This window comes from Viridibacillus sp. KH_047 (assembly GCF_057838945.1).
Genome location: NZ_CM174479.1, coordinates 1,540,433 through 1,566,907 on the forward strand (window position 1 = coordinate 1,540,433; position 26,475 = coordinate 1,566,907).

Consider the following 26,475-nt stretch of genomic DNA (forward strand, 5'->3'; position numbering starts at 1 on the left):
CGACTCCTTTAGTTCTTCGGATTTCTAAATAATAAATAAATAAAATAAGGGGCACCAATGGCTGCTGTAAAAACACCAGCAGGTACTTCTAGTGGACTAAATGCTGTTCTACCAATGACATCCGCTGCCATAACTAGTAATGCGCCTATACTTGCAGCAGTTGGGATTAACACGCCAAAAGACGAACCAACTAAGCGCCGTGCGATATGTGGTGCCATTAAACCGACAAAACCAATAGCACCAGCAAAAGCAATAGCGCCAGCAACTAGACAAGTACTAAGTAATAATAAAAGAAAACGCATTTTCTGAACAGGTTGTCCTAAATTTGAAGCCGTATCATCACCTAATTCTTGTACATTTAAATGTCGTGTGATGAAGAAGGAAATCACAAGCAAAAGAATAGTCCATGGTACGACCATTTTCACCTGTTCCCAACTTGCCCCGCTAACGCTACCTGTAATCCAAATATTCGCTTCACTTGCTCTATATATCGGACCTAGTAACATGAGCATCGTTGTCATTGCCTGCATAAATGCTGAAACCCCAATCCCAATGAGGACAAGGCGAATCGGTGTAATACCATCTTTCCAAGCTAAAAAGTATACGACAAAGCCTATAACCGTAGCCCCTATAAACCCTGCAATAGGTAGCCACTGAATACTAACCGTTAATGAGTGATTTTGATCACTAAAGATGGCTAAGAATGTAACAACTGCAGCACCGCCACCAGCAGAAATCCCAATAATATCTGGTGAAGCAAGGGGGTTTTTAATCATACCTTGTAAAATAGCACCAGCAACGGCTAAAGCCATACCAGCAAAAGCTGCAATTAGTATACGAGGTAATCTAAAATCAATTACGACAAGGCGATCAAAATCATTACCACCACCAAATAGAATTTGGAAAACTTTTAATGGATTAATAAAAGAATCGCCTACAGCTGCGCTTAGTATAAATGTGGCCATTACTAAACAAAATAATAATGAGATTTTCCTAGCTGCTTTAATATCAAGTAAAAACGAAATTTTTTGTTGTAATAGTCTAATGGTTCTGTACTGCTTCACGCTTTTCTGAACCCCTTTCTAGCAATATAAATAAAGAATGGTGTTCCGATAAACGCTGTCATGACACCAACAGGAACTTCCTGAGGCATGATAATATAACGAGCACTAACGTCTGCTAATAGTAGTAGGATACCACCTAGTAATGCTGACATAGGAATTAACCACCTATGGTCATTCCCGATGCATTTGCGAGCTAAATGGGGAATAACTATGCCGATAAAACCGATTGGACCAGCCACAGCTACAGATCCACCTGCAAGCATAATAACGATAAATCCAACAGCTAATTGAATCAAGCCAACTGGTAAACCTAACCCTTTTGCGACATCATCACCTAGTGCTAGAACATTGATCTTCGGTGCAATTAGAAATGCGCCAATCCAACCTATAATAAGATAAGGAAGAACAGCAATTAATAATTCCAATTTACGGCCTTCTACAGAACCAGCCAACCAAAATAGCACTTGATCTAATTCAGCCTCATTAGTGGCTAATAATCCTTGAGTGAAAGAAGAGAAGAGGGCGCTCATGGCTGCTCCAGCTAAAGTAATTTTAATAGGAGACATAGCATCTCGACCTGTAGAACTAATCCCATAAACTGCTGCGGTTGCAACTGTTGCACCTACAAATGCAATCCATGCGAATGATTGCAAACTAGCAGATTGGAAGAAGACCATGGCAAACACAACAGCAAATCCAGCTCCAGCATTAATCCCTAAAATACCTGGTGAAGCTAATGGGTTTTGTGTTAACGTTTGCATTAAAACGCCAGCAATAGCTAATGAAGCTCCGACGCTTGCAGCGATTAATGCACGAGGAAGTCTTACGTTTTGAATGATTAAATGTTCATTCGAGTCATTAAACTGATTAAATGCTTGATAAGCAGTCTGAAAGGATGTATCTGCATAACCGTAAACGATACTAATGACCATACATACGAGTAATAGAATGATACTGCTTATTAGTGCAAGAATTTTTGTAAGATTATTATTAAATAACATGTGGCATTCAAAACTCTTTTCTAAAATAGAATAAAATTACGCTTAATGTAAATTAAAAATATATTGACTTCTCTTTTACTGTGGAATACTATTAACCTTGCAATAAATGAAAATGATTATCATTATCGCTTTCATATTTTATCACATACATAGGAGGATTTAAAGAGATGAAAAATACTTTACGTAAAATCGTCGCATTATTTGCAGTTATCGCTGTATTTGCATTAGCAGCTTGCGGTAATACAAAAGAAGATGATAAACAAAAAGATGCATCAAAAGAAAAAGAAACAACATATTCTGTTGAGCATGCAATGGGTACTACTGAAATTAAAGGCACACCAAAACGTATTGTTGTATTAACGAATGAAGGAACTGAAGCATTACTTGCTTTAGATATTCAACCAGTAGGCGCAGTACAATCATGGGTAGGAAATCCTTGGTATGAACATATTAAAGACGATATGGGAGATGCAGAAGTTGTCGGTGTTGAACATGAAGTTAATATCGAGAAAATCGCTGCACTTAAACCAGATTTAATCATTGGTAATAAGCTAAGACAAGAAAAAGTCTACGATAAACTAACAAAAATCGCTCCAACAGTTTTCTCTGAAACATTACGAGGGGATTGGAAAGACAACTTTGCGTTATACGCAAAAGCTTTGAATAAAGAAGCTGAAGGTAAAGATATTTTAAATAAATATGAAGAAAAAGTTGCTACGCTAAAAACAACTTTAGGCGACAAAACAAATCAAGAAGTATCATTTGTACGTTTCATGACTGGTAAAGCACGTATTTACTACACTGACTCATTCTCAGGTGTAATCTTCAATGAATTAGGCTTTAAACGTGTAAAGGAACAAGAAAAATTATTTACAGCAGACAATAAATTAGGTAATTTAGCAATAGAAGTAGGTAAAGAAGCAATTCCTGAAATGGATGGAGACGTACTATTCTACTTCACATATATGCCAACAGGCGATGACACTGCATTAGCAACTGAAACTGAATGGACTGAAGACCCTCTATGGAAAAAACTATCTGCGGTTAAAGATGGTAACGCTTATAAAGTGGACGATGTAATTTGGAATACAGCAGGTGGCGTATTAGCTGCTAACCTAATGCTAGACCAAATTGAAGAAGTATTCTCTAAATAAAATGACATGCAAAAACGTTTATTAGGATATCCTAATAAACGTTTTTATTTTCCAGGAAATAATTTATTAGTTAAATCTACGGTTTTGTAAACGGTACTGGATTACTTGAAACGGCATAATCAAGGAATGGAATACGATATTCTAATGAAGTGAAGGGATGAAAATAAACACATACAATGAGTCATTAGGTTAAAAAAGGTCGTTCAAAAATGAACGATCTTCCGGATGGTTTTTATAATTCTTTTAACTGTTCATTTAATAGATTAGCTTGAGCAACTGCTTGTTGATCTTGTAAAATGTCACCCGGTTTATTTCCTTCACCTATAATATAAGATGAAAACCGCATATTTAAGAAATCAAAAGTGTATTGAAATTGCTGAATAAGGGGTAGACCTTTTACTTTCGGTTCATCACCACCGACTGCTACTACGATTGCTTCTACAGATTTTATTTTTTCTTTAAATTGTGGGAAACGTTCATCTCGTATAGCGTGGCTTAATCGATCAATCATGTTTTTCATAATTCCTGACATTGTATACCAATAAATTGGAGTTGAAAAAATGATCAGGTCACTTTCTAAGAAAGCATTTATGATTTTGTCATAATCATCGTCTACTAATTGAAAACCGCCATCCGTATGACGTAAATCATGAATAGGTTGAATTGATAAGTTTTTTAAGTCAATCTTAGTATGAGTTAAATCTTTCGTTACCAAATCGGCCAGTATCTCACTGTTACTTTCTTCTCTAGAACTACCTATAAATGTTGTAATCTTCATATATGTCAATCCTCTCTATACTTTCTTCTATAAAAAGCTTAAACTTAAATTCATTATTAATAAAGATGAATAATTCGATTAAATTAATCGGTAAAACCGATTTAGGAGTGTGAAGTATGGATATTAAGCACTTACATACATTTTTAACTGCTGCTAAAACATTAAATTTTACGCAAACAGCGGAAATATTGGATTACGCACAATCTAGTATTACAGCTCAAATCAAGTCTTTAGAAGGTGAATTAGGGGTTCCTTTATTTGAGCGTTTAGGTAAACGAATTTATTTAACAGATGCTGGTATGCAATTAAAACAATATGCACAAAAGATGGTAGATCTTGATGAAACCATGAGAGAAGCATTATCTAATCAAGATGAGTTGAATGTGACTTTAACAATCGGGGCACAAGAAAGTCAATGTACTTATCGTTTACCAGGAATTTTACAATTATTTAGAAGTCGACATCCGCAGGTGAAAATAGTTTTTAAGCCAGTTCATACAATCGATGTTGCCAAGGATTTATTGCAATCGGGTAATCTCGATTTGGCTTTTATTACAGATACACATAAGGACACACCAATGCTTTGTAAAAAGGAATTAATCGAAGAAGATTTAGTATTTGTAGTAGCACCAACACACCATTTAACTCAAAATGAAATTTTAGCCATACAGAACGTAGCCCAAGAAACGATATTATTAACGGCGGAAGGCTGCTCTTATCGAAATCAATTTGAATATCAATGTCATATAGAAGGTATCTACCCAGAACAAATAATAGAATTTTCTAGTATTGAAGCAATCAAGAAGTGTGTGATTGCTGGATTAGGTATGACGTTGTTGCCGAAAATGACAGTTGAAAAAGAGTTAGAAAATGGACTACTAAAAGAACTAGAAACAACTATTTCAATGGAACCAGTATTTACTGAGCTTGCGTGGCATAAGGATAAATATAACTTCTCTTATTTAGAAGATTTCATACAGATTGCGTGTGAACAGTATAAATTATTTAACGCACAAACTAGTATTGAATAGAGAGGTTAATGAGACGATAAAGAACTAAAAAGTCCACACTATAAATAAGTAGTGTGGACTTTAGTTTTTTATAAGGTTTTATAACTGTATATTAATTTGAAATAAGAATAAGAAGAGAGTATTCATTTAAAAAAAGACATAAAAAAAGCAGGCGCTCATCTGCCTGCTAGAAAAAAGAAAAAGATTCCCGACAATCCGAGTCGTTATGGAATCTTAGTTTGTAATGAAAGTTCGAAAACGATCATTACGTAGGTTTGGCACCTAAATATAGATTATACGCTATTAAATGAAAAATGCAAGGAAAATATCAAATAAAATAAGAGGTTATCAATATTTGATGGAGAATTGATTATATGGGAGTTTTTTTAAAGGTTTAAAAAAGATACAAAAGAGGTATTCATATATGCATATAACTCCGTATTTGCAGTATTAGTTAAGGATATAAGTTTCAAAATATATTAGTATACTTAAAGTACTTTAATCTTGGGTTTACATTCAATGTGAGTTACATCTAACCTAAATAATATGGATTGTGGAAGGCATAAAATAGTTTGAATCGATGAGTCCGAGTAAAAGAGCACTACGGACTATAAGGAGGTACTGAAATGATTGTATTTGAGAATGTATCTAAAAGGTATGATGACAATCAACCAGCAGTTAACTATCTCAATTTGGAAATAAAGAAAGGCGAATTCTTTGTCATTATAGGTCCAAGTGGCTGTGGGAAAACGACTTTACTAAAAATGATCAATCGATTAATTCGTTTGACTGAAGGAACTATAAAAATTGAAGGAAAAAGAATAAGTGATTATGACATTAATGAGTTACGTTGGAATATCGGGTATGTTCTCCAACAAATTGCACTTTTTCCACATATGACGATTGAAGAGAATATCGCTATCGTTCCAGAATTGAAAAAATGGAGTAAGGAACAAATTCAGCAGCGAGTTCGTGAGTTATTAAACATGGTCGGACTTGAAGCTGATAAGTATAGTCTGCGAAAACCGGCGGAGCTTTCAGGCGGAGAACAACAAAGAGTAGGTGTTGTTCGCGCATTAGCAGCAGATCCTGAAATCATTCTTATGGATGAGCCATTTAGTGCATTGGATCCGATTAGCCGTACTAAGTTACAAGATGATTTGCTCGATCTACAACGAACAATTCAGAAAACAATTGTCTTTGTTTCCCACGATATGCAAGAGGCACTAAAACTAGGAGACAGAATATGTGTGATGAAGGATGGAGAAATTGTACAGCTCGGTACACCCCAAGAAATTATGCAAAATCCAGCCAATGATTTTGTTAGAGAATTTATTGGCCTTAATCAAGATTTTAAAGATACATTCAATATAGAAAGTATTATCCAACCCATATCAAAAGAAAATGTCTATTTGCAAGTATTACACAAAGTTTCTGTGAAGGATTCACTTCAAGTAATCCTTAATAATTTGGTAGATCATGAAGCCTTATCGGTAGATCAGGATGGTGAAATTATAGGTATAATAACGAGAGAATCGATTATAAGGTATTTAGCAATGGATTCTTCAGGAAGAGGTTAAGCGAATGACGAATTTAGTAGAAGTTTTTAATGAACGTAAAGGACAGCTTTTGGCCTCTTTACTTGAACATATTCAAATATCTTTTATTGCTCTCTTTTTTGCGGTTGTAATTGCTATACCTTTAGGCATTTACTTAACTAATAAGAAGAAAATAGCAGAAAGTATCATTGGCTTAAGTGCTGTTTTGCAAACGATTCCTTCATTGGCATTACTAGGCTTGTTAATTCCGCTGTTTGGTATAGGTAAGATACCAGCAATAATAGCATTAGTTGTTTATGCACTTTTACCAATTTTGCGAAATACATACACTGGCATAAATGAGGTAGATGCATCGTTAAAGGAAGCAGCAATGGCAATGGGGATGAACACTCGAAAGAGATTAGTAAAAGTGGAGCTTCCTCTCGCTATGCCAGTTATTATGGCAGGAATCAGGACAGCAATGGTCTTAATAGTAGGTACAGCTACATTGGCGGCATTAATTGGTGCAGGGGGTCTAGGTGATATTATTTTACTAGGCATTGACCGGAATAATACTGCATTAATCATCTTAGGGGCCGCACCAGCTGCACTATTAGCGTTAGCATTTGACTTTTTACTTAAACAACTTGAATCACTTTCATTTAAAAAGACAGTAATAGCATTGAGCACTATTAGTATTACGGCATTATTAATGATCCTTCTTCCTCTAATGAATATCAATGAAAGAGAAGAGATAATCATTGCGGGGAAACTCGGATCTGAGCCTGAAATTCTTATCAATATGTATAAATTACTTATTGAAGACGAGACCGATTTGAATGTTCAATTAAAGCCAGGTTTAGGTAAGACTTCTTTTGTGTTTAATGCATTGAAATCTGGAAGTGTTGACATTTATCCCGAATTTACAGGTACGGCTATTTCAGAATTTTTAAAAGAGAAAGCTATAAACAACAACCAAGATGATGTTTATAAACAAGCACAAGAAGGATTGTTGAAGAAGTTTGATATGGTAATGCTTAGTCCTATGAAGTACAACAATACGTATGCATTGGCTGTTTCAAAAGAGGCAGCAAAAACATACGATTTGAAGAACATTTCAGATGTAAAGGCTGCTCAAGAAAATATAAAAGCAGGGTTTACAATGGAGTTTAATGATCGAGAAGATGGTTATCGAGGTATTCAAAAGTTATATAATCTTTCTCTTTCTAATATTACTACAATGGAGCCAAAGCTGAGATACCAGGCTGTAAAATCTGGAGATATTGATTTACTAGATGCCTATTCAACCGACAGTGATATTAGACAATACAATTTAGTCGTTTTAGAAGACGACAAGAATCTGTTTCCTCCTTACCAAGGTGCACCATTATTAAGAAAAGAAACAATAAAAAAACATCCTGAAATTGAAAAAGCATTAAGTAAACTAGCCAATCAAATATCTGAAGATGAAATGCGTCAAATGAATTATCAAGTAAATGTAGAAGGAAGAAAAGCATCCGAAGTAGCACGTGAATTTTTAGAAAAAGCCGGTTTGTTGTAAGTAGTGATATTAATTTCCCACAAAAAATGAGAGGTAGCTGTAGCCTAATAAAAATTTGTACTAAAGTTTGATTATAAATATCTCACCTCTATAGATTTTTAGAGGTGGGTTTTTTTGTTGGAAATTTATGATAATATCACTATGGAGATTGTGATGAAACAGATAAAAATGAATATAAATTAATGTACGAAAGATTTTTTATTCTATTTGTAGAATTAATCAGTGAAGAGTGAAAAAAAATATTGTTTTGAAGGATGACTGTATTTTGAAAAAGAAATTTATTTTGATATTTACATTTCTACTATGCGGCAGTTTATTATTTGTATGGTCGGAGAGTGAAATAAAAGCAACTTTTACAGGAGTGATTGAAGAGATTAATGGACAGAGTGCCGTAGTTTATGTATCTGAAGATGAAGAGAATGCAGTTTATGGAATAATTGCTGTAAATCTTGCAAAGAATCCTGACGAAACATTTCAGGTTGGTGATAAGGTGAAAGTCGGTTACGATGGTACAATACGAGAAACAGCACCAATTGGTATTACTACTCTTACTGTAGAATTAGTTGAGTAATACGGTGCAACTTTTTTACAAACAGTATTACTTTTTTTAAAACAGTGCATCTTTATTTTCATATTATATCGTTAATTTCCTAGCTATTCCGCAGTTTTATATGTAAGATAAATCCATCATGTCATTAGGAGGTTTGTAAATGGAATTAACAGTCTATTTAGCAGGGGAAATTCACTCAAACTGGCGGGAAGAGCTTAAAGAAAAAGCGAAATCTCTTAAGCTTCCTCTTCATTTCGTTGGACCCATGGAAAATCATGATCGGTCTGATTTTATCGGGGAAGAAATACTTGGAGAGCAGCCAAACGCCATTTTTCGCGATGAAGCCGCTTCTAGAATTAATAATTTTAGAACACAGATCTTAATGCAAAAATCTGATATCGTTATTGCCTTATTTGGAGAAAAATATAAACAGTGGAATACAGCGATGGATGCAAGTGCAGCCATTACCCTTGGCAAGCCTTTAATTATCATTCGCCCAGAAAATCTTCACCATCCATTAAAAGAGCTTTCCAATAAAGCAAACGTAACTGTCGGAACGGTTAACCAAGCATTTAAAGTTTTAGCCTATATTTTTGATGAAAAATAGGCTATGAATACGTGTTCAAAATTGAGTAAGTCGTCAGTGCGATTCTAATATTTATTAAACAAAATATTTCTCCTAATCAAAAGACAACAGGGTATAGCCTGTTGTCTTTTTGGGTCTCGCCAACATTTCGGGAATTTTTGTCGATTTGAAACAAAGTTGTACTGTTTATAAGAAAGTCATACCGTTTTGAAACAAATTAGCTCCATTTTGTTTAGTCCTTATTCAAAATGAAGTATTTGTATTTGCTGTTAAATAGGGATTAGCGACATCATTTTAATCAATCTTTATTACAAAGCAACAACAGGGAGTTATTAGAATTTAAAACTAACTAATACGGTTTTACGAAGAGTCTATGAATCCCAATATGTGTGATTTCTCTTATTCAACTAACGGGGCAGGATAGTTCAATAAGATTTACAAATACTCAATAAAACCCTAAACTAAAAATGGTTGTAATTCCATTTTAAAAAGAGGTGCTTTTAATGAAGAACGGTATTTGGCAAGAGAATAATGAGTATTATAAGTTAGAACCACTGACAGAGGAATTGGTAAAAGAAGCAGAGGGAAAACTTAAAATTAAGTTGCCTCAAACATACATAAATGTTCTTAAGGAACAAAATGGAGGATATATTAATTTTGACTCTTATCCTACTGAGGTTCCGACATCTTGGGCAGATGACCATATAAATATTGATCATATCTTTGGAATCGGTGATGAAAACGGTATTTTAGAGAGCGCGTATTTAATTGAAGAATGGGGATTGCCTAACAAAATCGTACTGATTTCTGGAGATGGCCATTCCTGGGTTGCTTTTGATTACAGAAATACAAAAGAAGAACCACCTGTTATCTTTATTGATATTGAAGATGAACAGATTATTGAACTCGCTTCTAACTTTGATTCTTTTTTAAATGGTTTAATCATTTGGGAAGATGAGGTTTAAGAACAAATATTAACTGTGCTATTCAGTAAACAGAGCGATTCTTCATTATGAGAAATCGCTTTTTCTTATTGAACTAACGGGGCAGGTTAGTTGAAGAAGATAGGTAGATGTAAAGAATAAAGGAGGATCTTAGTAATGAAGACGGCTATTATATCTGACATTCATGGAAATATAGATGCGTTACAAGCAGTACTATTAGATATTAAAAATCGTGGTATAAAGGATATATATAATTTAGGTGATAGCTTATATGGACCACTATTTCCTCTGGAAACTTATGAATTATTAGTAAAAGAGAACATTCGAAATATTAGGGGTAATTGCGATAGAATTTTATTAGATAACAATACAGATAATCCAACAGTACAATATGTTCAAGATTTATTGGAAGAAGAGCATAAGGAATGGATTTCTGATTTGCCATTTTCTTTGCAAACTGAAGATTTTTATTTTTGTCACGGTACTCCCACTAATGATGAAAGATATTTGTTAGAAGAAATAAGTCCAAATGGTTCTAAGCTTAAGAAGACAGAAGATATTTTGAAGTTGGTTAATGGAATTTCGCAGAACATTATTTTTTGTGCACATACTCACATACCTAGAGTTGTATATTTACCTAATAATAAAATAGTTATTAATCCAGGTAGCGTTGGACTACCAGCTTATGAAGACGAATTACCAATCTATCACAAAATGGAGTCTGGTTCTCCTTATGCAAATTATACAATTGTAACAAAAAAAGAAGATGACTGGATGATAGAACAAATACATATTCCTTATAATCGAGATGGAGCTATCATACAAAGTGAAAAAAACGGAAGAATAGATTGGGCAATAGCACTTCAAACAGGTAGAATTTAAAAATTTCAGTAGCAGTTGTACAAAGAATTATATAGTTGTTCAAAAAATCCTTCTTCAACTAAACCAGCTAATAGAATGTCAAGTAAATCATTTTAAATCGAAAAACACTTCATGTTATACTAAAAATGTTCAACACAAATAACCCTCCTCATTCAATGTGGAAGGTTTTTGTTTTATTTGAAAATGCTGTTGCTAAATAGTTTCTTGGAACGGTGTTTTCGTTTTTTAAATCGCATAAATCCAGTGTAAAAGCTTATTAGCACAAGCTATAATGGCTACTTTATATGGCTTACCTTCTTCGCGTTTTAAATCGTAGAAAGCTCGTAATCTTTTATTTCGTGCAATAGTTTCATCTGTTGTTTTCTTTTTACGACTATCTCGAATCGAACAGCGAACAGCTGTATAAAGCATATGGCGAAGTCTAGCTGAGCCGCGTTTAGTAATGTGATTTTTCGTGCCTTTAAAGCGACCTGATTCAAACACACTGGGGTCTAGTCCCGCAAAGGCTACTAACTTTTTCGGATGATTAAACCGCTCAATTTCCCCAATTTCTGAAAGTATCGTGGCCGCGATTTTTTCACCTATACCGGGAAGTGACTGGATTAATTCATATTCTTCGAGTTGTGCCGCCAATTGATCAATCTCGCGCTCTAACGTAGAAAGTTGTTGGCGGTACGCTTGAAGTAAATCAATATACATATTCAGACTGACAAGAAGGCTTTGATAAAGCGTTGACTGAAATGGGTTACGTTCTGCAGCTTCGATTAATCGCTCAGCTCTTTCGTACGCCCAATTCAACGAACGTGCTTTACAATGCTTATTAATAAATTGTGCAATCTCTTCTACACCTGCGTCTAGTACTGATTCAGATGTAGGGAAGGACTGTAAAGTCCTTAATGAAATCTCAGCGTATAAATCGCCAAAAACTCCTTTATACTCGGGGAATACTTGATCTAATACAGCTTGAAATTGTAGCTTTGTTTGAACTATAATTCCCGTCATATTTTCGTGTTGCCTTGTCAGATGCCGAAGGTTTAAAAGCTGAATACCACGCTTTTTCTGAGGCTCTAAATCCTCTTTGTAATACAATTCACCTAAGTGATAGGCATCAATGACATCTGTTTTAGTTTTTCGTAAGTTAGAGCTTTTTGCTCGATATGAAACGAGTGGATTGACGATAATGACGATGTATTCTCTAGCTTCTAAAAACTGTACAACTGGGGCATGATAATGACCAGTTGATTCCAAAACAACAGGTGGTTTTAATCCTGTTTGACGCTCTAAATCTAGTAAATAAGAGTGTAACTCTTCAAGTCCTTCCACCGTATGTTCAATCTTCACACTGTTTTTATAGGGTATTTTTTTATCCAAGAACATTTGAACCTGACTTTCACCTTTGGCGATATCCAGACCAACTACTGGATTCATAGTTTATCTCCTCCGCATGTATTGTATTGACCGGTAACCTCTATCTAGCTTGTTATTCATATCTTCGCTTGTTATACGGGATCACTATGTCCCAACCAGCCTAATCATGTGTTAACAAGTAGAGGGCGAACTGTTTAGTTGTCGGGATTAAATCCCACGGGTGCTTCCGTTCTACCCCGGCTACTATCAATCTATAAATTGAATAAAAAATAGTCAACCAGATTTCTCTGACTGACCTTATAATACGAACGGGTGCTTTAGCTAAAATGACCATCTTTCGATGGTCTTTTTTTTACGTCCAATACATCAAGTATATTTCGGCGATCCATTGTGAAATGTTACACTTAAACTAACGAAGCAGTTTAGTTACAGAGGGTATAAATTAAGGGATTCGGAGATGTATGATGGCAAAGAAAAAAAGAAAAGCAGAAAAGCAGGATGGGTTTTTTAAAGAAATTTTAGGTGAGATTGGTGGTTCTATAATATTTGAAGTGGTCTGGAACATTATAATTTTTATACCAAGAATGATAATTCGCTTGATATCAAGCATTTGGTGAAGTCATTAATTCTTATTGAACTAACGGGGGGCTTTACTTCAAGAATGAGTGAAGCTTTTTTCTTATTGAACTAACGGGGCAGATTAGTTGAAGAGCGTTGTTTAACTTTTGTTCAACAATCGGGCCAGATTGTTGAATAAATCATTATAAAGATGTTATAAAGCTAAGAAGCTGGATGTTGAGTAAAAGTTTAGAATTTGGATGTGTGGAATAGTTTTTGGAGTGGAGCGAAATACTTTTTTCAAGATATTAAGAGATAAAAAATCATTGTTTCATGGATTTTATTTTGATGAATTAAAGGTTGGGTTTTATTGAAGGTAGAAGTGCCCATACTAGTAAAGGAGGCTAATTAAGATGGATAGCAGTATCGAGTATGCTGAGTTTGAGTGGGTTAAGAAAATGATTATGAGTAATTTTAAGAACTTGAAAATTAATCATATAATGCAACTTGGTGAGGGCTGGATGAGTCGTGCCTATCTGATCAATCATGAGATAGTATTTCGATTTCCAAAGGAAAAAGACGGAGCTATTGATACAGAAAAAGAAATAAAGGCGTTACCAAGCCTAAAAAAACATATTTCTCTAAAAATACCGGAATTTATTTATTGTGGGAAACAAGATAATGGTTATCCCTTTGTCGGCTACAGATTATTGCCAGGAGAGCCTATGGATGAACAACTATTTTGGTCATTATCATCAGAAACAAAGAACAAAATCGCCCATCAAATTGCCGAGTTTATGGATCAGATCAGTTCATTCTGTGTTGAACAGGCGAAAAACTTAAATATACCTGAAACGAATTTCTATCAATATTACTTAGAGACTTTCAATGAGGTGAAGGAAAAAGTCTTTACTAAAATCAATCAAGATATGCAAACATATATTGCTTTTCGATTCGAAACATACCTAGAAGATAAAAACCATTTCAGATATTCACCTAAGCTCCTTCATGCTGATTTATCGATGGACCATTTATTATTTAATCTAAAGAGGCAAGAAATAACTGGAATCATCGATTTTGGTGACATGAAGATTGGGGACCCTGATTATGAATATTTATATTTGTTGGAAGAGTGTGGAGAAACATTTGCTAAAAAAGTGATGGAACTGAGAGAGGAAGAAAACGTTCAACAAAAGTACGAAAAGCTCTCTTTTTTCCTGACAGCTGATAACGTGGCACTATTATTAGAAGGCCTAAAAAGAAATAATAGAGAGATGTTTGAAGAAGCAGTAGAGCTCATTCAGTGTGAAATGAATACAAACCACAAAGGATGACCGTAATTATATACGAGTTTTTCTTCAAATGAAGAAAAAAGATATTGTGTGAATACGAAAACGACGATAAAATGCAATAAATTTGAATCTGTTATTCAACAATCGGGTGCGATTGTTGAATAAGCGTCTCTGTTCTTATTCAACTAAACCAGCTAATAGAAAGTCAAGTAAAATATTTTTAATCGAAAAACACTTCATGTTATACTAAAAATGCACAACACAAATAACCCTCCTCATTAATGTGGAAGGTTTTTGTTCTATTTGAAAATACTGTAGCTAAATAGTTACTTGGAACGGTGTTTTCGTTTTTAAAATCGCATAAATCCAGTGTAAAAGCTTATTAGCACAAGCAATAATAGCTACTTTATACGGCTTACCTTCTTCGCGTTTTAAATCGTAGAAGGCTCGTAATCGTTTATTTCGTGCAATGGTTTCATCTGTTGTTTTCTTTTTACGGCTATCTCGAATTGAACAACGAACGGCTGTGTAAAGCATGTGGCGAAGTCTAGCTGAGCCGCGTTTGGTAATGTGATTTTTCGTGCCTTTAAAGCGACCTGATTCGAACACACTTGGGTCTAGTCCCGCAAAGGCTACTAACTTTTTCGGATGATTAAACCGCTCAATTTCCCCAATTTCTGAAAGTATCGTGGCTGCGATTTTTTCACCTATACCGGGAAGTGACTGGATTAATTCATATTCTTCGAGTTGTGCCGCCAATTGATCAATCTCACGCTCTAACGTAGAAAGTTGTTGGCGGTACGCTTGAAGTAAATCAATATACATATTCAGACTGACAAGAAGGCTTTGATAAAGCGTTGACTGAAATGGGTTACGTTCTGCAGCTGCGATTAATCGCTCAGCTCTTTCGTACGCCCACTTATACGAACGTGCTTTACAATGCTTATCAATAAATTGTGCAATCTCTTCTACACTTGTATTTAGTACTGATTCAGATGTAGGGAAGGACTGTAAAGTCCTTAATGAAATCTCAGCGTATAAATCACCAAAAACTCCTTTATACTCAGGGGAAACTTGATCTAATATAGCTTGGAATTGTAGCTTTGTTTGAACCATAATTCCCGTCATATTTTCGTGTTGCCTTGTCAGATGCCTAAGGTTTAAAAGCTGAATACCACGCTTTTTCTGAGGCTCTAAATCCTCTTTGTAATACAGTTCACCTAAGTGGTAGGCATCAATGGCATCTGTTTTAGTTTTTCGTAAACTAGAGCTTTTCGCTCGATATGAAACGAGCGGATTGACGATAATGACAATGTATTCTCTAGTTTCTAAAAACTGTACAACTGAGGCATGATAATGGCCAGTTGATTCCAAAACAACAGGTGGTTTTAATCCTGTTTGACGCTCTAAATCTAGTAAATAAGAGTGTAACTCTTCAAGTCCTTCCACCGTATGTTCAATCTTCACACTGTTTTTATAGGGCATTTTTTTATCCAAGAACATTTGAACCTGACTTTCACCTTTGGCGACATCCAGACCAACTACTGGATTCATAGTTCATCTCCTCCTCATGTAGTGTATTGACCGGTAACCTCTATCTAGCTTGTTATTCATATCTTCGCTTGTTATACGGGATCTATTTGTCCCAACCAGCCTAATCATGTGTTAACAAGTAGAGGGCGAACTGTTTAGTTGTCGGGATTAAATCCCACGGGTGCTTCCGTTCTACCCCGGCTACTATCAATCTATAAATTGAATAAAAAATAGTCAACCAGATTTCTCTGGCTGACCTTATAATACGAACGGGGTGCTTTAGTGGAAGATCTTTGAGCTGTTCAGACAGCTCTTTTTTCTTATTCAACTAAAGAGGCAGGTTAGTTGAATAAATGAGTTTTTTTAAAAGTTCTTTCGCAAAAAGAGAAAAGGATGCAACTCTGTAAATTACAGAATTACATCCTCTTTCTAGGAAAAAGTTACTTATCCTTTTTGAACGTTAGTTGCTTGAGGACCGCGTTGTCCTGCTTCAACTTCAAACGTTACTGGTTGACCTTCTTCTAAAGATTTGAATCCTTCGCTTTGGATAGCTGAGAAATGTACGAATACATCTTCGCCACCTTCACGTTCGATAAATCCAAAACCTTTTTCTGAGTTAAACCATTTTACTGTACCTTTTTCCATGAGAAAAAACCTCCGTTGCGTAATCCGCTCTTTATTTCTATTCTTGCTCAATTACTTAAGACGAAAATCACAGATTTGCAACTTAGTAAAGTCAAAAATAACTTTCTTATAAAATAGCATTATCCAAAAAAAATTTCAATTAGGAGGAGTAAGAAAAATATTAAAAAAATGTGACAAAATCAGCTATTGGTTTGTGAATAATCCTACTTAAACGAATGGAGGCGATTGTTCAATTAGAGCAGTCGCTTCTTGTGCTAACGGGGCAGTTTAGTTGAATATGCAGGGATTTTGGGATACACGACGACGTAGTTAGAAATAAGTAGAGTTATGTAACGGAACAGTTCGTGTGTTTGGAATAGGTTTATGATTTTTGTAATAAATTAAATAATAGAACACTTTTATTTATAGGAGGATAAAATGGGAGAAACAAATAGTAAATCTATTGTATCGCTCGTGTTAGGTATATTATCCATATTTTTACCTTTACCTTTTATTGGATTAATCCTAGGTGTTATCGGGATTATTTTGTCATCTAAAAGTATGAAGGAGATTGACCTTACAAGCGAAAAAGGAAAAGGTTTGGCTATTTCAGGTAAGGTTTGTAGTATCATAGGAATCTGTGTTCAAATTCTTTTAATTTTACTTACAGTTTTATCAATTGCATCAGTTTCACTATTAACGAATTCAGGGAATAATTAAGAAACTAAAATGTTTTCTCTTCAAGTTAATGAGGCTGACTTCAATATGGAGTTAAGCCTTTTTCTTATAGAACTAACGAGGCAGGTTAGTTCAAGAAGCTATTGTAAACTTTATTGGCTCGAGTTAAAATTATAAAGTTTTTAAACATAAGGTTATATTAATAACTATCACAGCCGATTAAAAGGTTGGATACAAAGATTTAATGGCGTGGCTACAAAATGCCTCGATAATTATTTGAGCTGGTTTCACTTCTTAGATGTGATTGTAGAAGGTTCATTATTTTCAACCATTGAAACGTATAAAAGTCTAAGAATAATGAAATTTAAACAAACTGATTAGTTTTACAATAATCAGGGGGAGTTGTTTTTATGAAGAGAGGAATTAGCTTTGAAATTCCAAATGAATATGGAAACTTACTTGGAGAAGTGCTAAAGCCAATTGACACAACTGTTTTCAGTTGGCGAATTGGTAACGGTGAGTCATATATAGTACTTGATGATGAATTAGATAAAGAGCTTTACTCAGAAGATAAAAAAGAAATTGAAGGTGAAGAACTCAAAAACATATTAGAAAACAATATGTATTATATTATTTTCGCTGACTTACAAGCATATCCAGAAGGCGAATTTTCTGATATTGAGACCTATGAAGAATTTATTGAAAGCCAATGTGAGCTTGTTCTATTAGTGGTCGATAGCGGTTATGTCACCATCTACTGCAAAAATAAGGAAACAATCGAATTACTATACAAGAATGCAGCAGAATGTGGATTTGAAGATGTTAAATATATTACCGATGAAAACGATACAAGAACAAGGCTATCTGCGTGGTAATGACAAAAAAGAACTTCACGCATAAAGGTCTATATATTCAACATCTAACGGTGGCTTTGGTAGAAGATCGTTGAGCTATTCAGGCAGATCTTTTTTCTTCTTCAACTAATGGGGCAGGTTAATGGAAGAGAAATAATTGTAAAGGATGAGAAAATTTGAAGAAGAAACATTGGGTTACTGTTCTAATTTTAGTATTAACTTTTGGTGGTGTTTATTCATTTGTGCTATTTAATCCACCTTTGGAAATAGGTACGCTTGGTACAGCTGTTGGTAATAAATCAGTTGTTATTGGAATTGGTAATAAAGGCTTTCGTGAAGTGAAAATATTAGAAGTATCAGTAAATAATAATGAAAAGCCATCAAAAACAAAAGTACAAGTTAGTAATGCTTTACAAGGTTTCATCATAACGGATGATTATAATAATAATGAGTCAAAAAAATATGGTTTTAAGAATCTAGAGGATGTATCAATTAAGGCAGACACTTCTCCTGCCGCTACCTATAAAAAATTAGATGATGGCACTGCTTCAAAAAAGGATGAAATCTATGGGATTAGTGTTTTTCATAGTAAAGCAATCAATCAGGTTATAATAAAGTATAGCTATTTTGGAATTCCATTTAATAAAACTGTGTTGTTCAACTAACGGGGCAGGTTAATACAATGTGCTGTTTCCAAGAAAATCGTTGCCTTTTTACTACTTTTGTAATAATTACCTGCTAAGATCGTAATATAAAAAGGGGTTATTTGAAATTTCAGTAATATGGGGGCGAAAAAATGTTTAATAAAGACTCAGAGAAGAATAAAGGCTCAAAGAAGAGATTTGAAGAAATCTTTACAGAAAATGGCGTGGCTAATGGAAACAGAATAATAGTAGATAGAGAAACAGGAATTCACTATTTATTTAGTTGGAGCGGATATGCAGGGGGAATTACCCCGCTATTGGATAAGGATGGAAAACCGGTTATAAAACCAAATAATGAATAACACACTTTATCTTGTTCAACTAAACCAGCTAATAGAATGTCAAGTAAATCATTTTAAATCGAAAAACACTTCATGTTATACTAAAAATGTTCAACACAAATAACCCTCCTCATTCAATGTGGAAGGTTTTTGTTTTATTTGAAAATGCTGTTGCTAAATAGTTTCTTGGAACGGTGTTTTCGTTTTTTAAATCGCATAAATCCAGTGTAAAAGCTTATTAGCACAAGCTATAATGGCTACTTTATATGGCTTACCTTCTTCGCGTTTTAAATCGTAGAAAGCTCGTAATCTTTTATTTCGTGCAATAGTTTCATCTGTTGTTTTCTTTTTACGACTATCTCGAATCGAACAGCGAACAGCTGTATAAAGCATATGGCGAAGTCTAGCTGAGCCGCGTTTAGTAATGTGATTTTTCGTGCCTTTAAAGCGACCTGATTCAAACACACTGGGGTCTAGTCCCGCAAAGGCTACTAACTTTTTCGGATGATTAAACCGCTCAATTTCCCCAATTTCTGAAAGTATCGTGGCCGCGATTTTTTCACCTATACCGGGAAGTGACTGGATTAATTCATATTCTTCGAGTTGTGCCGCCAATTGATCAATCTCGCGCTCTAACGTAGAAAGTTGTTGGCGGTACGCTTGAAGTAAATCAATATACATATTCAGACTGACAAGAAGGCTTTGATAAAGCGTTGACTGAAATGGGTTACGTTCTGCAGCTTCGATTAATCGCTCAGCTCTTTCGTACGCCCAATTCAACGAACGTGCTTTACAATGCTTATTAATAAATTGTGCAATCTCTTCTACACCTGCGTCTAGTACTGATTCAGATGTAGGGAAGGACTGTAAAGTCCTTAATGAAATCTCAGCGTATAAATCGCCAAAAACTCCTTTATACTCGGGGAATACTTGATCTAATACAGCTTGAAATTGTAGCTTTGTTTGAACTATAATTCCCGTCATATTTTCGTGTTGCCTTGTCAGATGCCGAAGGTTTAAAAGCTGAATACCACGCTTTTTCTGAGGCTCTAAATCCTCTTTGTAATACAATTCACCTAAGTGATAGGCATCAATTACATCTGTTTTAGTTTTTCGTAAGTTAGAGCTTTTTGCTCGATATGAAACGAGTGGATTGACGATAATGACGATGTATTCTCTAGCTTCTAAAAACTGTACAACTGGGGCATGATAATGACCAGTTGATTCCAAAACAACAGGTGGTTTTAATCCTGTTTGACGCTCTAAATCTAGTAAATAAGAGTGTAACTCTTCAAGTCCTTCCACCGTATGTTCAATCTTCACACTGTTTTTATAGGGTATTTTTTTATCCAAGAACATTTGAACCTGACTTTCACCTTTGGCGATATCCAGACCAACTACTGGATTCATAGTTTATCTCCTCCGCATGTATTGTATTGACCGGTAACCTCTATCTAGCTTGTTATTCATATCTTCGCTTGTTATACGGGATCACTATGTCCCAACCAGCCTAATCATGTGTTAACAAGTAGAGGGCGAACTGTTTAGTTGTCGGGATTAAATCCCACGGGTGCTTCCGTTCTACCCCGGCTACTATCAATCTATAAATTGAATAAAAAATAGTCAACCAGATTTCTCTGGCTGACCTTATAATACGAACGGGGTGCTTTACTTGAAGATCACTGAGTTGCATATGCAGCTCTTTTTTCTTAATTGAACTAACTGGGCAGTTTAGTTTAAGAGTGAATTATCCCCTATATTAAAGAATAATATTATTGAAAGAAGCCAAGAGGCCATAAGATCGAACAAACAAAAGAAGAAAAGAATAAACTAGAGAGAATGGGCAAAAAGCACTGTGATGCACGTTCATTAACGGAAGAAGATTTTCACCGCATGTTTGACCGATTTTATACTGCCAATCAATCTCGTTCGGGTAAAAGTACCGAATTAGGCTTGTCGATTGTGAAGACCTTAATGGAAAAAATGAATGGACAATTATAGGTCAGCTTAATGGGGCAAATTATCCATCTTTTGCGAATGGAAGACAGTTGAGGGATTAAATAGTTGAATGAAGAAGGGATAAAGAATTTGTTCAAAAATAAAAGGTTTATATTTCTTTTAATGTTTATTATTTCTTTTGGTTTGTCGTATGATCCTTTATCAGCCTGGGCTGCTGAATCTTTTAATACAACAAAGGTTGATGAGTATGTTACGAATTATATCGAAAAAAACGGACTGCCAGGTGCAGCTATCGTAATCGTAAAGGATGGGAAGGTACTATATGAAAAAGGATTTGGTCATGATTCTGACGGAAATCCACTGAGCGCAAATTCTACTATGGGTATTGCTTCTGGTACGAAGCCATTTACTGCATTTGCTGTTTTACAATTGGTTGAGGAAGGAAAGATTAAACTGGATGACCCTATTGTAAAGTACCTTCCTGAACTAAAACTGGATGATGAGAGGTGGGAACAGGTGACTGTACGTCAACTGTTGAGTCATACATCCGGACTACCAAATCCTACTATTGTAGCCCCATCGAATACCTTAAAAGAAAGTGTAGGACGTCTTCATGATTGGAAACTACAATCCAGTCCTGGTGAAAAATATTTATATAGTAATGCAAACTACTGGACATTAGCATATTTAGTAGAAAAAAATAGTGGGATGGAGTTTAATGATTACCTAACACAGAATGTGTTCTCACCGCTTGGCATGAACGACTCCATCTCAGTTGTTAACTCTAGGGATATTGCGAAAAAATTAGAAATACCTCGAGGATATGTCTCGTTATATGGTACGGCAATGCCATGGACCGAGCTTGAACAAATGCTCAGTGGTTCAGGTAGTATCTTTACGACAGCTAGTGATATGGGAAAATGGTTATCTATGCATACTAACGAGGGAAAAAATGAAAAAGGAGAACAATTAATATCACAAGAGTTACTGAAAGAGTCATATTCACCACAATATGGAATTAAAAAATATGGACTTGGCTGGTCACTTAGCTCTCCAAATATTAAGCCAGCTCGCATTTCTCATAGCGGTTCAAAATCTACTTTTCAATCTCAACAAGATATCGTTCCAAGTAGTGGCTATGCAGTTGCAGTTTTACTCAATAGCTTCACCACTACATTCGAACATCCATATGAGATTAGCACTGGAATTATACAATTAACTGAGGGACATGAACCCGAATTAAAATCTCCAACACCTAAAATAATTGATTTATCACTTGGTGTGATCACATTGATTTACTTGATGTTAGGAATCAGAGGCATACTAAGAAGTAAAATATGGACGGATAAACGTAAACAGCATCGAGCTTGGAGATTCTGTCTGCGTTTAATACCGCAATTGGTGCCTGTCGTGGGTATCGGATGGTTATTATTTGTTGTTCCAACATTAAAAAATAACAGTTCAACCATAATAGATGCATTCGGTCTTTGGCCAGCTGCGATGATCTTTTTGGCGATCGTTTTCATCATTGGATTGGTACTCACAATTTTGAGAATCTATTATCGAATAAGGATAATTAAAAATTGAAGATTGTGAAGAATTTTACTTAAAGTAACGGGTGCTTTAGTGGAAGATATTGGAGTTGTTAAGATAGCTCTTTTTTCTTATTCAACTAAAGGAGCAGGTTAGCTCAAGAAGGATTTTACATTTTTAATGTTGAATTACTAAGTTGAAATGGAATAAATGAATATCATTGATTGAGATACTAATTTTGATAATGAAGGGAGAAGCCGTGCATGATTGAGCTTAGAAAAATTACGTTGGAAAACCGCCGTGCCATATTTAACCTGGAGGTTTCAGAAGAACAACGCCGCTTCGTTGCGTCCAATCTGTCAAGCGTGGCTTCGTGTTATGTCCTTGCAACCAATGGGGGACATCCATTTCCTTTTGCCATTTACGCGGATGAGCAGCCGGTCGGTTTTGTTATGCTGACTTATGGAAACACCGGATACGAACTCCCATCAATCGTAGATAACAGCTATTGCATCTTGCGACTAATGATTGACAAGCAATACCAGAACCGGGGCTACGGTCGGGAAGCCATGAAAAAAATCTTGGAATTTATACGCACCTTTCCAGCCGGGCCAGCACGTTACTGCTGGATCCCATATGGAACCGATAACTTCACAGCTAAAAAGCTTTATGAAAGCTTTGGCTTCCGTGACAACGGCGAAATCTGCGACAACGAGCCTATAACCGTATTGCAACTCTGATTTGCTGCCACCCCATGAAGAGAGAACCGTTAAATTTTTCGATTTCTGTGCCCTTATGATTGAACTAACCGAGACGATTCTGCAATATCTTTAAAGACATGTAATGGAAACCGATGTTCCATAAAAGGGCGAGATTGTTAGATAAGCATCTCTTTTTCTTATTCAACTAACGGGGGCTTCAGTGGAATAAGGAGATTTAAAATAATCAATCTTTTTTATAAAAAACAGTTCTTAAAAATAAAAGAAAGCTATTGTTTTGATCAATCTTTATTCAAAACGATAGCTTTTATATGCTGTGAAATCAAAGGATTAGAGTGATTTATAATCAAACTTTATTCTAAACCAACCGTAGCCCTCTTATTTAAGAAAAGAACCCTTTGTATTCAAACTACAAAAGGTTCTTTTTTTATGCTGTAGATTTATACAAAACTAAAAATGTTACAATCTATTGCAAAATATTTAACAGTATTTTATAAAATAAAGGCATATTAATAGTTAGATAATTCTCCAATGTGATAGAATAAATCATACTTTGAAAGAGGTGAGACTATTGGGAAGGCGATATTTAAAATTTTCCACGTTGCTAAACTAAATAAACAAATATTGAATACGATGGATTACGACGCTCGCTTTCTTTATATTGTCTATATTCTAAGTATACATTTAAAAACATGTAAACTATTAAGTAAAAAACAATACTCAATAATATAACGAATAAGTGATATAAAAAAGCGTAAAGTAGACTTAATACTTGAAAGGGCAATTCAAAATTAGAAATGTAGTTTTGCTCAGTATTAACTATTAGTTAGTGTCCATTGTTCAAAATTATCTTAGTCATATATCATCACGGAGGTGAATCCCTTTTTAAAGGGAAATAATTGGACATAACAATCATTACGAATTTAATATTTATTACCATCTTAATCATACTAACGGCTTTCTTTGTAGCATCAGAGTTTGCTGTTATTAAAGTACGAATGTCACGAATTGATCAGCTAATTGAAGAAGGAAATAAAAGAGCGGTCGCTGCTAAAAAAATTGTTTCAGATTTAGATTATTATTTATCGGCTTGTCAGCTTGGTATAACTGTAACGGCTTTAGGGTTAGGTACTCTCGGAGAGCCTACAGTAGAGAAACTGCTGCATCCTGTCTTTGATTACTTCGGGATACCAGCAGCTATGTCAACTGTAGCTTCTTACGCTCTTGCGCTAATGATCATGACATTGCTTCATGTTGTATTAGGGGAGCTTGCACCGAAAACATTGGCGATTCAGTATGCTGAACGTCTGACGTTACTACTTGCCCCATCATTAGTTGCCTTTGGTAAAATATTCTTCCCGCTCATCTGGTTCATGAATGGAACTTCTCGTGCCTTACTTCGATTAGTCGGTGTTAAACCTGCAAGTCATGAACAGGCCCATTCCGAAGAAGAGCTGCAGATTATTATGACGCAGAGCTTCCAAAGTGGAGAGATCAATCAAACTGAACTAACATACATGCAGAATATTTTTGCATTTGATGAGCGCGTAGCAAAAGATATCATGATTCCACGTACTCAGATGGTTGTTTTAGATAGTGTAATGGAAAAAGAAGAAATTCTACAAATAATTGATGAGCATCACTTTACAAGATATCCTATAACAGAAAATGGGAATAAAGATAAAATTATTGGTGTAGTAAATACAAAAGAAATGGTAACGAAATATGCACTTGGTAAGGAAACAACATTAGAAGAGCATATTCATAAAATACCGTTTATTCTTGAAACAGCACGCTTACAAGATGTACTTTTGAAAATGAAGAAGGATCAAATTCATATCGTAATAGTTATTGATGAGTTTGGCGGCACTTCGGGTATCATTTCAATGGAAGATATTCTAGAGGAAATCGTTGGTGAAATCCGCGATGAATTTGATGATGATGAAATTCCAGATATTATTGATAATGGAGGAAATGAATATCTGATTAATGGTCGTGTCCTATTAGATGAATTAGAGGAACGATTTAATATCACATTTGAAAATACGTATAATGTTGATACAATCGGTGGGTGGATACAAGCAGAAATGTTGCAAGCAGACGGTAAGCAAGTACCAATTTATCGAGAAAATCAACAATGGAAAATCGCAAAAAGCGATAACCATCAGATTTTGCAAGTATCTCTAAAATTACTGAGTGAAGTTACTTCCTCGTAAAACCAAGAATTAGTAATTACTGATCCAGCTCTTAGAATTTTATGTTCAAGAAGAAAACAATCAATATCATATAAATAACTGAATGCAATATCAAGAAAAAAGAATCCATTTTGGCCACTAGTTTATGCCGAAATGGATTCTTTTGTTTGCAGCCGAATATTTGAACAAAGAAAAAAATAAAAAAGTAGCCATTTAATTTAATATGAAAACTTAAAACCTAATATTTAAATTATCAAATACTGCAAATGTAATATACCCTAATCATTGTCATAATCATGTTTACAATAAATTAACTAAGCCTCTAGATTTACATTTTTAATTAATTTTTTGCATAAAGTATTTACATGTTCAACTCTTGGGGGAATTATATGTATTTTATAAAAAAAAGTATTGTTATAGTTATTGGGAGTATTTTAGTATCCTTAGGAATTAATCTATTCTTAGCTCCGTATGAGGTATTAGATGGAGGAATTATTGGAATCGGTTTAATATCAAATTATTTATGGGGACTACAGACTGGTTTTATCATAATACTTCTAAGTATTCCTATATTTATTATTGCATGGATTTACTATAGAGATTACTTCTATAATAGTTTACATGGTCTGCTTGTTTCCTCCTTTTTTATAGATATTTTAGAGCCCTTTGATTATCTTGTACATATTGATCCCCTTTACAGTTCGATAATAGGGGGAGTTTTTATAGGTCTTGGTATTGGTTTAATGTTAAGGTTTAAGACAAGTGCAGGTGGTACAGATTTAATAGCGCAGTTTTTAAGTGATAAAACAGGAGTAAATGTTGGGATTCTAATATTCATCATTGATTCATTTGTTATTTTAATGGGGGGGCTATTACTTTCTTATGATACTTTTTTCCTTTCTATCATCACGATACTTGTTGTAGGGATGACTACAAGTTTTTTTACAAAAAATCTCACACATACTTGAGCAGCAGTACAATTTGAGTGCGATATTTACATAATTGTTTAATAACTTAGGGTGTAGCTATAAAAATAAACGAAAATAAAAAATCTATTTTGAGCAGCTAAGGGACCAAATTTGGTTCCTTTTTAATTGGTAAGATCTTGT

Annotated in this window: 26 protein-coding genes and 1 pseudogene; 20 read left to right on the top strand and 7 right to left on the bottom strand. The window is 34.8% G+C overall.

Going from position 1 to position 26,475, the window contains the following annotated elements:
* Nucleotides 1–8 precede the first annotated feature (8 nt).
* Nucleotides 9–1,064, bottom strand: coding sequence for a FecCD family ABC transporter permease (locus tag AC3IS5_RS07740; RefSeq protein WP_489427269.1), 1,056 nt, complete (start codon nt 1,062–1,064; stop codon nt 9–11).
* On the bottom strand, nt 1,061–2,065 hold the full coding sequence (locus AC3IS5_RS07745) for a FecCD family ABC transporter permease (protein ID WP_489427270.1): 1,005 nt from the start codon (nt 2,063–2,065) through the stop codon (nt 1,061–1,063). Before AC3IS5_RS07745 ends, AC3IS5_RS07740 begins: the two co-directional genes overlap by 4 nt.
* A 167-nt stretch (nt 2,066–2,232) precedes the next feature.
* On the opposite strand from AC3IS5_RS07745, the gene AC3IS5_RS07750 reads away from it, so the two are divergent.
* Nucleotides 2,233–3,219 carry an ABC transporter substrate-binding protein gene (locus AC3IS5_RS07750; RefSeq protein ID WP_489427271.1) on the top strand — a complete coding sequence of 329 codons (987 nt, stop codon included), beginning with the start codon at nt 2,233–2,235 and terminating at the stop codon, nt 3,217–3,219.
* 232 nt (nt 3,220–3,451) lie between these two features.
* Here AC3IS5_RS07750 and AC3IS5_RS07755 read toward each other — a convergent pair whose 3' ends face one another.
* A complete protein-coding gene (locus tag AC3IS5_RS07755) occupies nt 3,452–3,997 on the bottom strand; it encodes a flavodoxin family protein (protein ID WP_489427272.1) in 546 nt (181 codons plus the stop codon).
* Between the two features lie 116 nt (nt 3,998–4,113).
* On the opposite strand from AC3IS5_RS07755, the gene AC3IS5_RS07760 reads away from it, so the two are divergent.
* The 7 genes from AC3IS5_RS07760 (at nt 4,114) to AC3IS5_RS07790 (ending at nt 11,068) form a co-directional block, all read left to right on the top strand.
* Complete coding sequence (locus AC3IS5_RS07760; protein WP_489427273.1) at nt 4,114–5,028, top strand: LysR family transcriptional regulator; 915 nt, start codon at nt 4,114–4,116, stop codon at nt 5,026–5,028.
* Nucleotides 5,029–5,633: 605 nt separating this feature from the next.
* The gene (locus AC3IS5_RS07765; RefSeq protein WP_489427274.1) at nt 5,634–6,587 is read left to right on the top strand and encodes an ABC transporter ATP-binding protein; all 954 of its coding nucleotides are present in this window, start codon (nt 5,634–5,636) and stop codon (nt 6,585–6,587) included.
* A gap of 4 nt (nt 6,588–6,591) precedes the next feature.
* The gene (gene opuFB, locus AC3IS5_RS07770) at nt 6,592–8,106 is read left to right on the top strand and encodes an osmoprotectant update ABC transporter permease/substrate-binding subunit OpuFB (protein WP_489427275.1); all 1,515 of its coding nucleotides are present in this window, start codon (nt 6,592–6,594) and stop codon (nt 8,104–8,106) included.
* Between the two features lie 265 nt (nt 8,107–8,371).
* The gene (locus tag AC3IS5_RS07775) at nt 8,372–8,677 is read left to right on the top strand and encodes a hypothetical protein (protein ID WP_489427276.1); all 306 of its coding nucleotides are present in this window, start codon (nt 8,372–8,374) and stop codon (nt 8,675–8,677) included.
* Nucleotides 8,678–8,816: 139 nt separating this feature from the next.
* Nucleotides 8,817–9,263 carry a YtoQ family protein gene (locus AC3IS5_RS07780; RefSeq protein WP_489427277.1) on the top strand — a complete coding sequence of 149 codons (447 nt, stop codon included), beginning with the start codon at nt 8,817–8,819 and terminating at the stop codon, nt 9,261–9,263.
* 482 nt (nt 9,264–9,745) lie between these two features.
* Nucleotides 9,746–10,207, top strand: a complete 462-nt coding sequence (locus AC3IS5_RS07785) for an SMI1/KNR4 family protein (RefSeq protein WP_489427278.1) — start codon at nt 9,746–9,748, stop codon at nt 10,205–10,207.
* Nucleotides 10,208–10,342: 135 nt separating this feature from the next.
* A complete protein-coding gene (locus tag AC3IS5_RS07790) occupies nt 10,343–11,068 on the top strand; it encodes a metallophosphoesterase family protein (RefSeq protein ID WP_489427279.1) in 726 nt (241 codons plus the stop codon).
* A gap of 225 nt (nt 11,069–11,293) precedes the next feature.
* Here the strand turns inward: AC3IS5_RS07790 and AC3IS5_RS07795 are convergent, their stop codons facing one another.
* Nucleotides 11,294–12,496, bottom strand: coding sequence for an IS110 family RNA-guided transposase (locus AC3IS5_RS07795; protein WP_489427280.1), 1,203 nt, complete (start codon nt 12,494–12,496; stop codon nt 11,294–11,296).
* 404 nt (nt 12,497–12,900) lie between these two features.
* Between AC3IS5_RS07795 and AC3IS5_RS07800 the strand changes: the two genes are divergently transcribed.
* Together AC3IS5_RS07800 and AC3IS5_RS07805 are read left to right on the top strand one after the other, a co-directional pair.
* Nucleotides 12,901–13,053: a hypothetical protein gene (locus AC3IS5_RS07800; protein ID WP_155981217.1), complete on the top strand. Its 153-nt coding sequence runs from the start codon at nt 12,901–12,903 to the stop codon at nt 13,051–13,053.
* Nucleotides 13,054–13,407: 354 nt separating this feature from the next.
* Nucleotides 13,408–14,328 carry a phosphotransferase family protein gene (locus AC3IS5_RS07805; RefSeq protein ID WP_247924598.1) on the top strand — a complete coding sequence of 307 codons (921 nt, stop codon included), beginning with the start codon at nt 13,408–13,410 and terminating at the stop codon, nt 14,326–14,328.
* 276 nt (nt 14,329–14,604) lie between these two features.
* On the opposite strand, the gene AC3IS5_RS07810 is transcribed toward AC3IS5_RS07805, so the two are convergent.
* A complete protein-coding gene (locus AC3IS5_RS07810) occupies nt 14,605–15,840 on the bottom strand; it encodes an IS110 family RNA-guided transposase (RefSeq protein ID WP_489427281.1) in 1,236 nt (411 codons plus the stop codon).
* A gap of 423 nt (nt 15,841–16,263) precedes the next feature.
* Nucleotides 16,264–16,464 carry a cold-shock protein gene (locus AC3IS5_RS07815; protein WP_489425813.1) on the bottom strand — a complete coding sequence of 67 codons (201 nt, stop codon included), beginning with the start codon at nt 16,462–16,464 and terminating at the stop codon, nt 16,264–16,266.
* 417 nt (nt 16,465–16,881) lie between these two features.
* Here AC3IS5_RS07815 and AC3IS5_RS07820 point away from each other — a divergent pair, with 417 nt between their 5' ends.
* The 5 genes and pseudogenes from AC3IS5_RS07820 to AC3IS5_RS07840 all read left to right on the top strand — a co-directional run bounded on the left by AC3IS5_RS07820 (nt 16,882) and on the right by AC3IS5_RS07840 (nt 18,981).
* Nucleotides 16,882–17,163 (top strand): DUF4190 domain-containing protein, encoded by a 282-nt coding sequence (locus AC3IS5_RS07820; protein ID WP_489427282.1) that lies wholly within the window; start codon nt 16,882–16,884, stop codon nt 17,161–17,163.
* A 156-nt stretch (nt 17,164–17,319) separates the two neighbouring features.
* Nucleotides 17,320–17,502, top strand: a pseudogene (locus tag AC3IS5_RS07825) (IS1595 family transposase); the annotation flags it as partial.
* A gap of 29 nt (nt 17,503–17,531) precedes the next feature.
* Nucleotides 17,532–17,996: a DUF2691 family protein gene (locus tag AC3IS5_RS07830; RefSeq protein ID WP_489427283.1), complete on the top strand. Its 465-nt coding sequence runs from the start codon at nt 17,532–17,534 to the stop codon at nt 17,994–17,996.
* 155 nt (nt 17,997–18,151) lie between these two features.
* Nucleotides 18,152–18,640, top strand: a complete 489-nt coding sequence (locus AC3IS5_RS07835; RefSeq protein WP_489427284.1) for a hypothetical protein — start codon at nt 18,152–18,154, stop codon at nt 18,638–18,640.
* Nucleotides 18,641–18,771: 131 nt separating this feature from the next.
* Entirely contained in the window at nt 18,772–18,981 is a 210-nt protein-coding gene (locus AC3IS5_RS07840) for a DUF6440 family protein (protein ID WP_053415580.1), read from the top strand.
* Nucleotides 18,982–19,167: 186 nt separating this feature from the next.
* Here the strand turns inward: AC3IS5_RS07840 and AC3IS5_RS07845 are convergent, their stop codons facing one another.
* A complete protein-coding gene (locus tag AC3IS5_RS07845; RefSeq protein ID WP_489427280.1) occupies nt 19,168–20,370 on the bottom strand; it encodes an IS110 family RNA-guided transposase in 1,203 nt (400 codons plus the stop codon).
* 429 nt (nt 20,371–20,799) lie between these two features.
* On the opposite strand from AC3IS5_RS07845, the gene AC3IS5_RS07850 reads away from it, so the two are divergent.
* The 5 genes from AC3IS5_RS07850 to AC3IS5_RS07870 all read left to right on the top strand — a co-directional run bounded on the left by AC3IS5_RS07850 (nt 20,800) and on the right by AC3IS5_RS07870 (nt 26,334).
* Nucleotides 20,800–20,961, top strand: a complete 162-nt coding sequence (locus AC3IS5_RS07850; protein WP_489427285.1) for a sensor histidine kinase — start codon at nt 20,800–20,802, stop codon at nt 20,959–20,961.
* Between the two features lie 87 nt (nt 20,962–21,048).
* Entirely contained in the window at nt 21,049–22,506 is a 1,458-nt protein-coding gene (locus tag AC3IS5_RS07855; protein WP_489427286.1) for a serine hydrolase domain-containing protein, read from the top strand.
* A 209-nt stretch (nt 22,507–22,715) separates the two neighbouring features.
* Nucleotides 22,716–23,192 carry a GNAT family N-acetyltransferase gene (locus tag AC3IS5_RS07860; protein ID WP_489427287.1) on the top strand — a complete coding sequence of 159 codons (477 nt, stop codon included), beginning with the start codon at nt 22,716–22,718 and terminating at the stop codon, nt 23,190–23,192.
* Nucleotides 23,193–24,070: 878 nt separating this feature from the next.
* Nucleotides 24,071–25,387 carry a hemolysin family protein gene (locus AC3IS5_RS07865; RefSeq protein ID WP_489427288.1) on the top strand — a complete coding sequence of 439 codons (1,317 nt, stop codon included), beginning with the start codon at nt 24,071–24,073 and terminating at the stop codon, nt 25,385–25,387.
* Nucleotides 25,388–25,755: 368 nt separating this feature from the next.
* On the top strand, nt 25,756–26,334 hold the full coding sequence (locus AC3IS5_RS07870; protein WP_489427289.1) for a YitT family protein: 579 nt from the start codon (nt 25,756–25,758) through the stop codon (nt 26,332–26,334).
* Nucleotides 26,335–26,475 lie beyond the last annotated feature (141 nt).

What these genes read in the sequence shown, in the direction of transcription:
- AC3IS5_RS07845 (WP_489427280.1), bottom strand. Translation starts at nt 20,370, where the DNA reads ATGAATCCAGTAGTTGGTCTGGATATCGCCAAAGGTGAAAGTCAGGTT.
- AC3IS5_RS07850 (WP_489427285.1), top strand. Translation starts at nt 20,800, where the DNA reads ATGGGCAAAAAGCACTGTGATGCACGTTCATTAACGGAAGAAGATTTT.
- AC3IS5_RS07750 (WP_489427271.1), top strand. Translation starts at nt 2,233, where the DNA reads ATGAAAAATACTTTACGTAAAATCGTCGCATTATTTGCAGTTATCGCT.
- AC3IS5_RS07840 (WP_053415580.1), top strand. Translation starts at nt 18,772, where the DNA reads ATGTTTAATAAAGACTCAGAGAAGAATAAAGGCTCAAAGAAGAGATTT.
- AC3IS5_RS07805 (WP_247924598.1), top strand. Translation starts at nt 13,408, where the DNA reads ATGGATAGCAGTATCGAGTATGCTGAGTTTGAGTGGGTTAAGAAAATG.
- AC3IS5_RS07755 (WP_489427272.1), bottom strand. Translation starts at nt 3,997, where the DNA reads ATGAAGATTACAACATTTATAGGTAGTTCTAGAGAAGAAAGTAACAGT.
- AC3IS5_RS07780 (WP_489427277.1), top strand. Translation starts at nt 8,817, where the DNA reads ATGGAATTAACAGTCTATTTAGCAGGGGAAATTCACTCAAACTGGCGG.
- AC3IS5_RS07745 (WP_489427270.1), bottom strand. Translation starts at nt 2,065, where the DNA reads ATGTTATTTAATAATAATCTTACAAAAATTCTTGCACTAATAAGCAGT.
- AC3IS5_RS07795 (WP_489427280.1), bottom strand. Translation starts at nt 12,496, where the DNA reads ATGAATCCAGTAGTTGGTCTGGATATCGCCAAAGGTGAAAGTCAGGTT.
- AC3IS5_RS07810 (WP_489427281.1), bottom strand. Translation starts at nt 15,840, where the DNA reads ATGAATCCAGTAGTTGGTCTGGATGTCGCCAAAGGTGAAAGTCAGGTT.
- opuFB (WP_489427275.1), top strand. Translation starts at nt 6,592, where the DNA reads ATGACGAATTTAGTAGAAGTTTTTAATGAACGTAAAGGACAGCTTTTG.
- AC3IS5_RS07800 (WP_155981217.1), top strand. Translation starts at nt 12,901, where the DNA reads ATGGCAAAGAAAAAAAGAAAAGCAGAAAAGCAGGATGGGTTTTTTAAA.
- AC3IS5_RS07765 (WP_489427274.1), top strand. Translation starts at nt 5,634, where the DNA reads ATGATTGTATTTGAGAATGTATCTAAAAGGTATGATGACAATCAACCA.
- AC3IS5_RS07785 (WP_489427278.1), top strand. Translation starts at nt 9,746, where the DNA reads ATGAAGAACGGTATTTGGCAAGAGAATAATGAGTATTATAAGTTAGAA.
- AC3IS5_RS07860 (WP_489427287.1), top strand. Translation starts at nt 22,716, where the DNA reads ATGATTGAGCTTAGAAAAATTACGTTGGAAAACCGCCGTGCCATATTT.
- AC3IS5_RS07820 (WP_489427282.1), top strand. Translation starts at nt 16,882, where the DNA reads ATGGGAGAAACAAATAGTAAATCTATTGTATCGCTCGTGTTAGGTATA.
- AC3IS5_RS07815 (WP_489425813.1), bottom strand. Translation starts at nt 16,464, where the DNA reads ATGGAAAAAGGTACAGTAAAATGGTTTAACTCAGAAAAAGGTTTTGGA.
- AC3IS5_RS07830 (WP_489427283.1), top strand. Translation starts at nt 17,532, where the DNA reads ATGAAGAGAGGAATTAGCTTTGAAATTCCAAATGAATATGGAAACTTA.
- AC3IS5_RS07870 (WP_489427289.1), top strand. Translation starts at nt 25,756, where the DNA reads ATGTATTTTATAAAAAAAAGTATTGTTATAGTTATTGGGAGTATTTTA.
- AC3IS5_RS07760 (WP_489427273.1), top strand. Translation starts at nt 4,114, where the DNA reads ATGGATATTAAGCACTTACATACATTTTTAACTGCTGCTAAAACATTA.
- AC3IS5_RS07790 (WP_489427279.1), top strand. Translation starts at nt 10,343, where the DNA reads ATGAAGACGGCTATTATATCTGACATTCATGGAAATATAGATGCGTTA.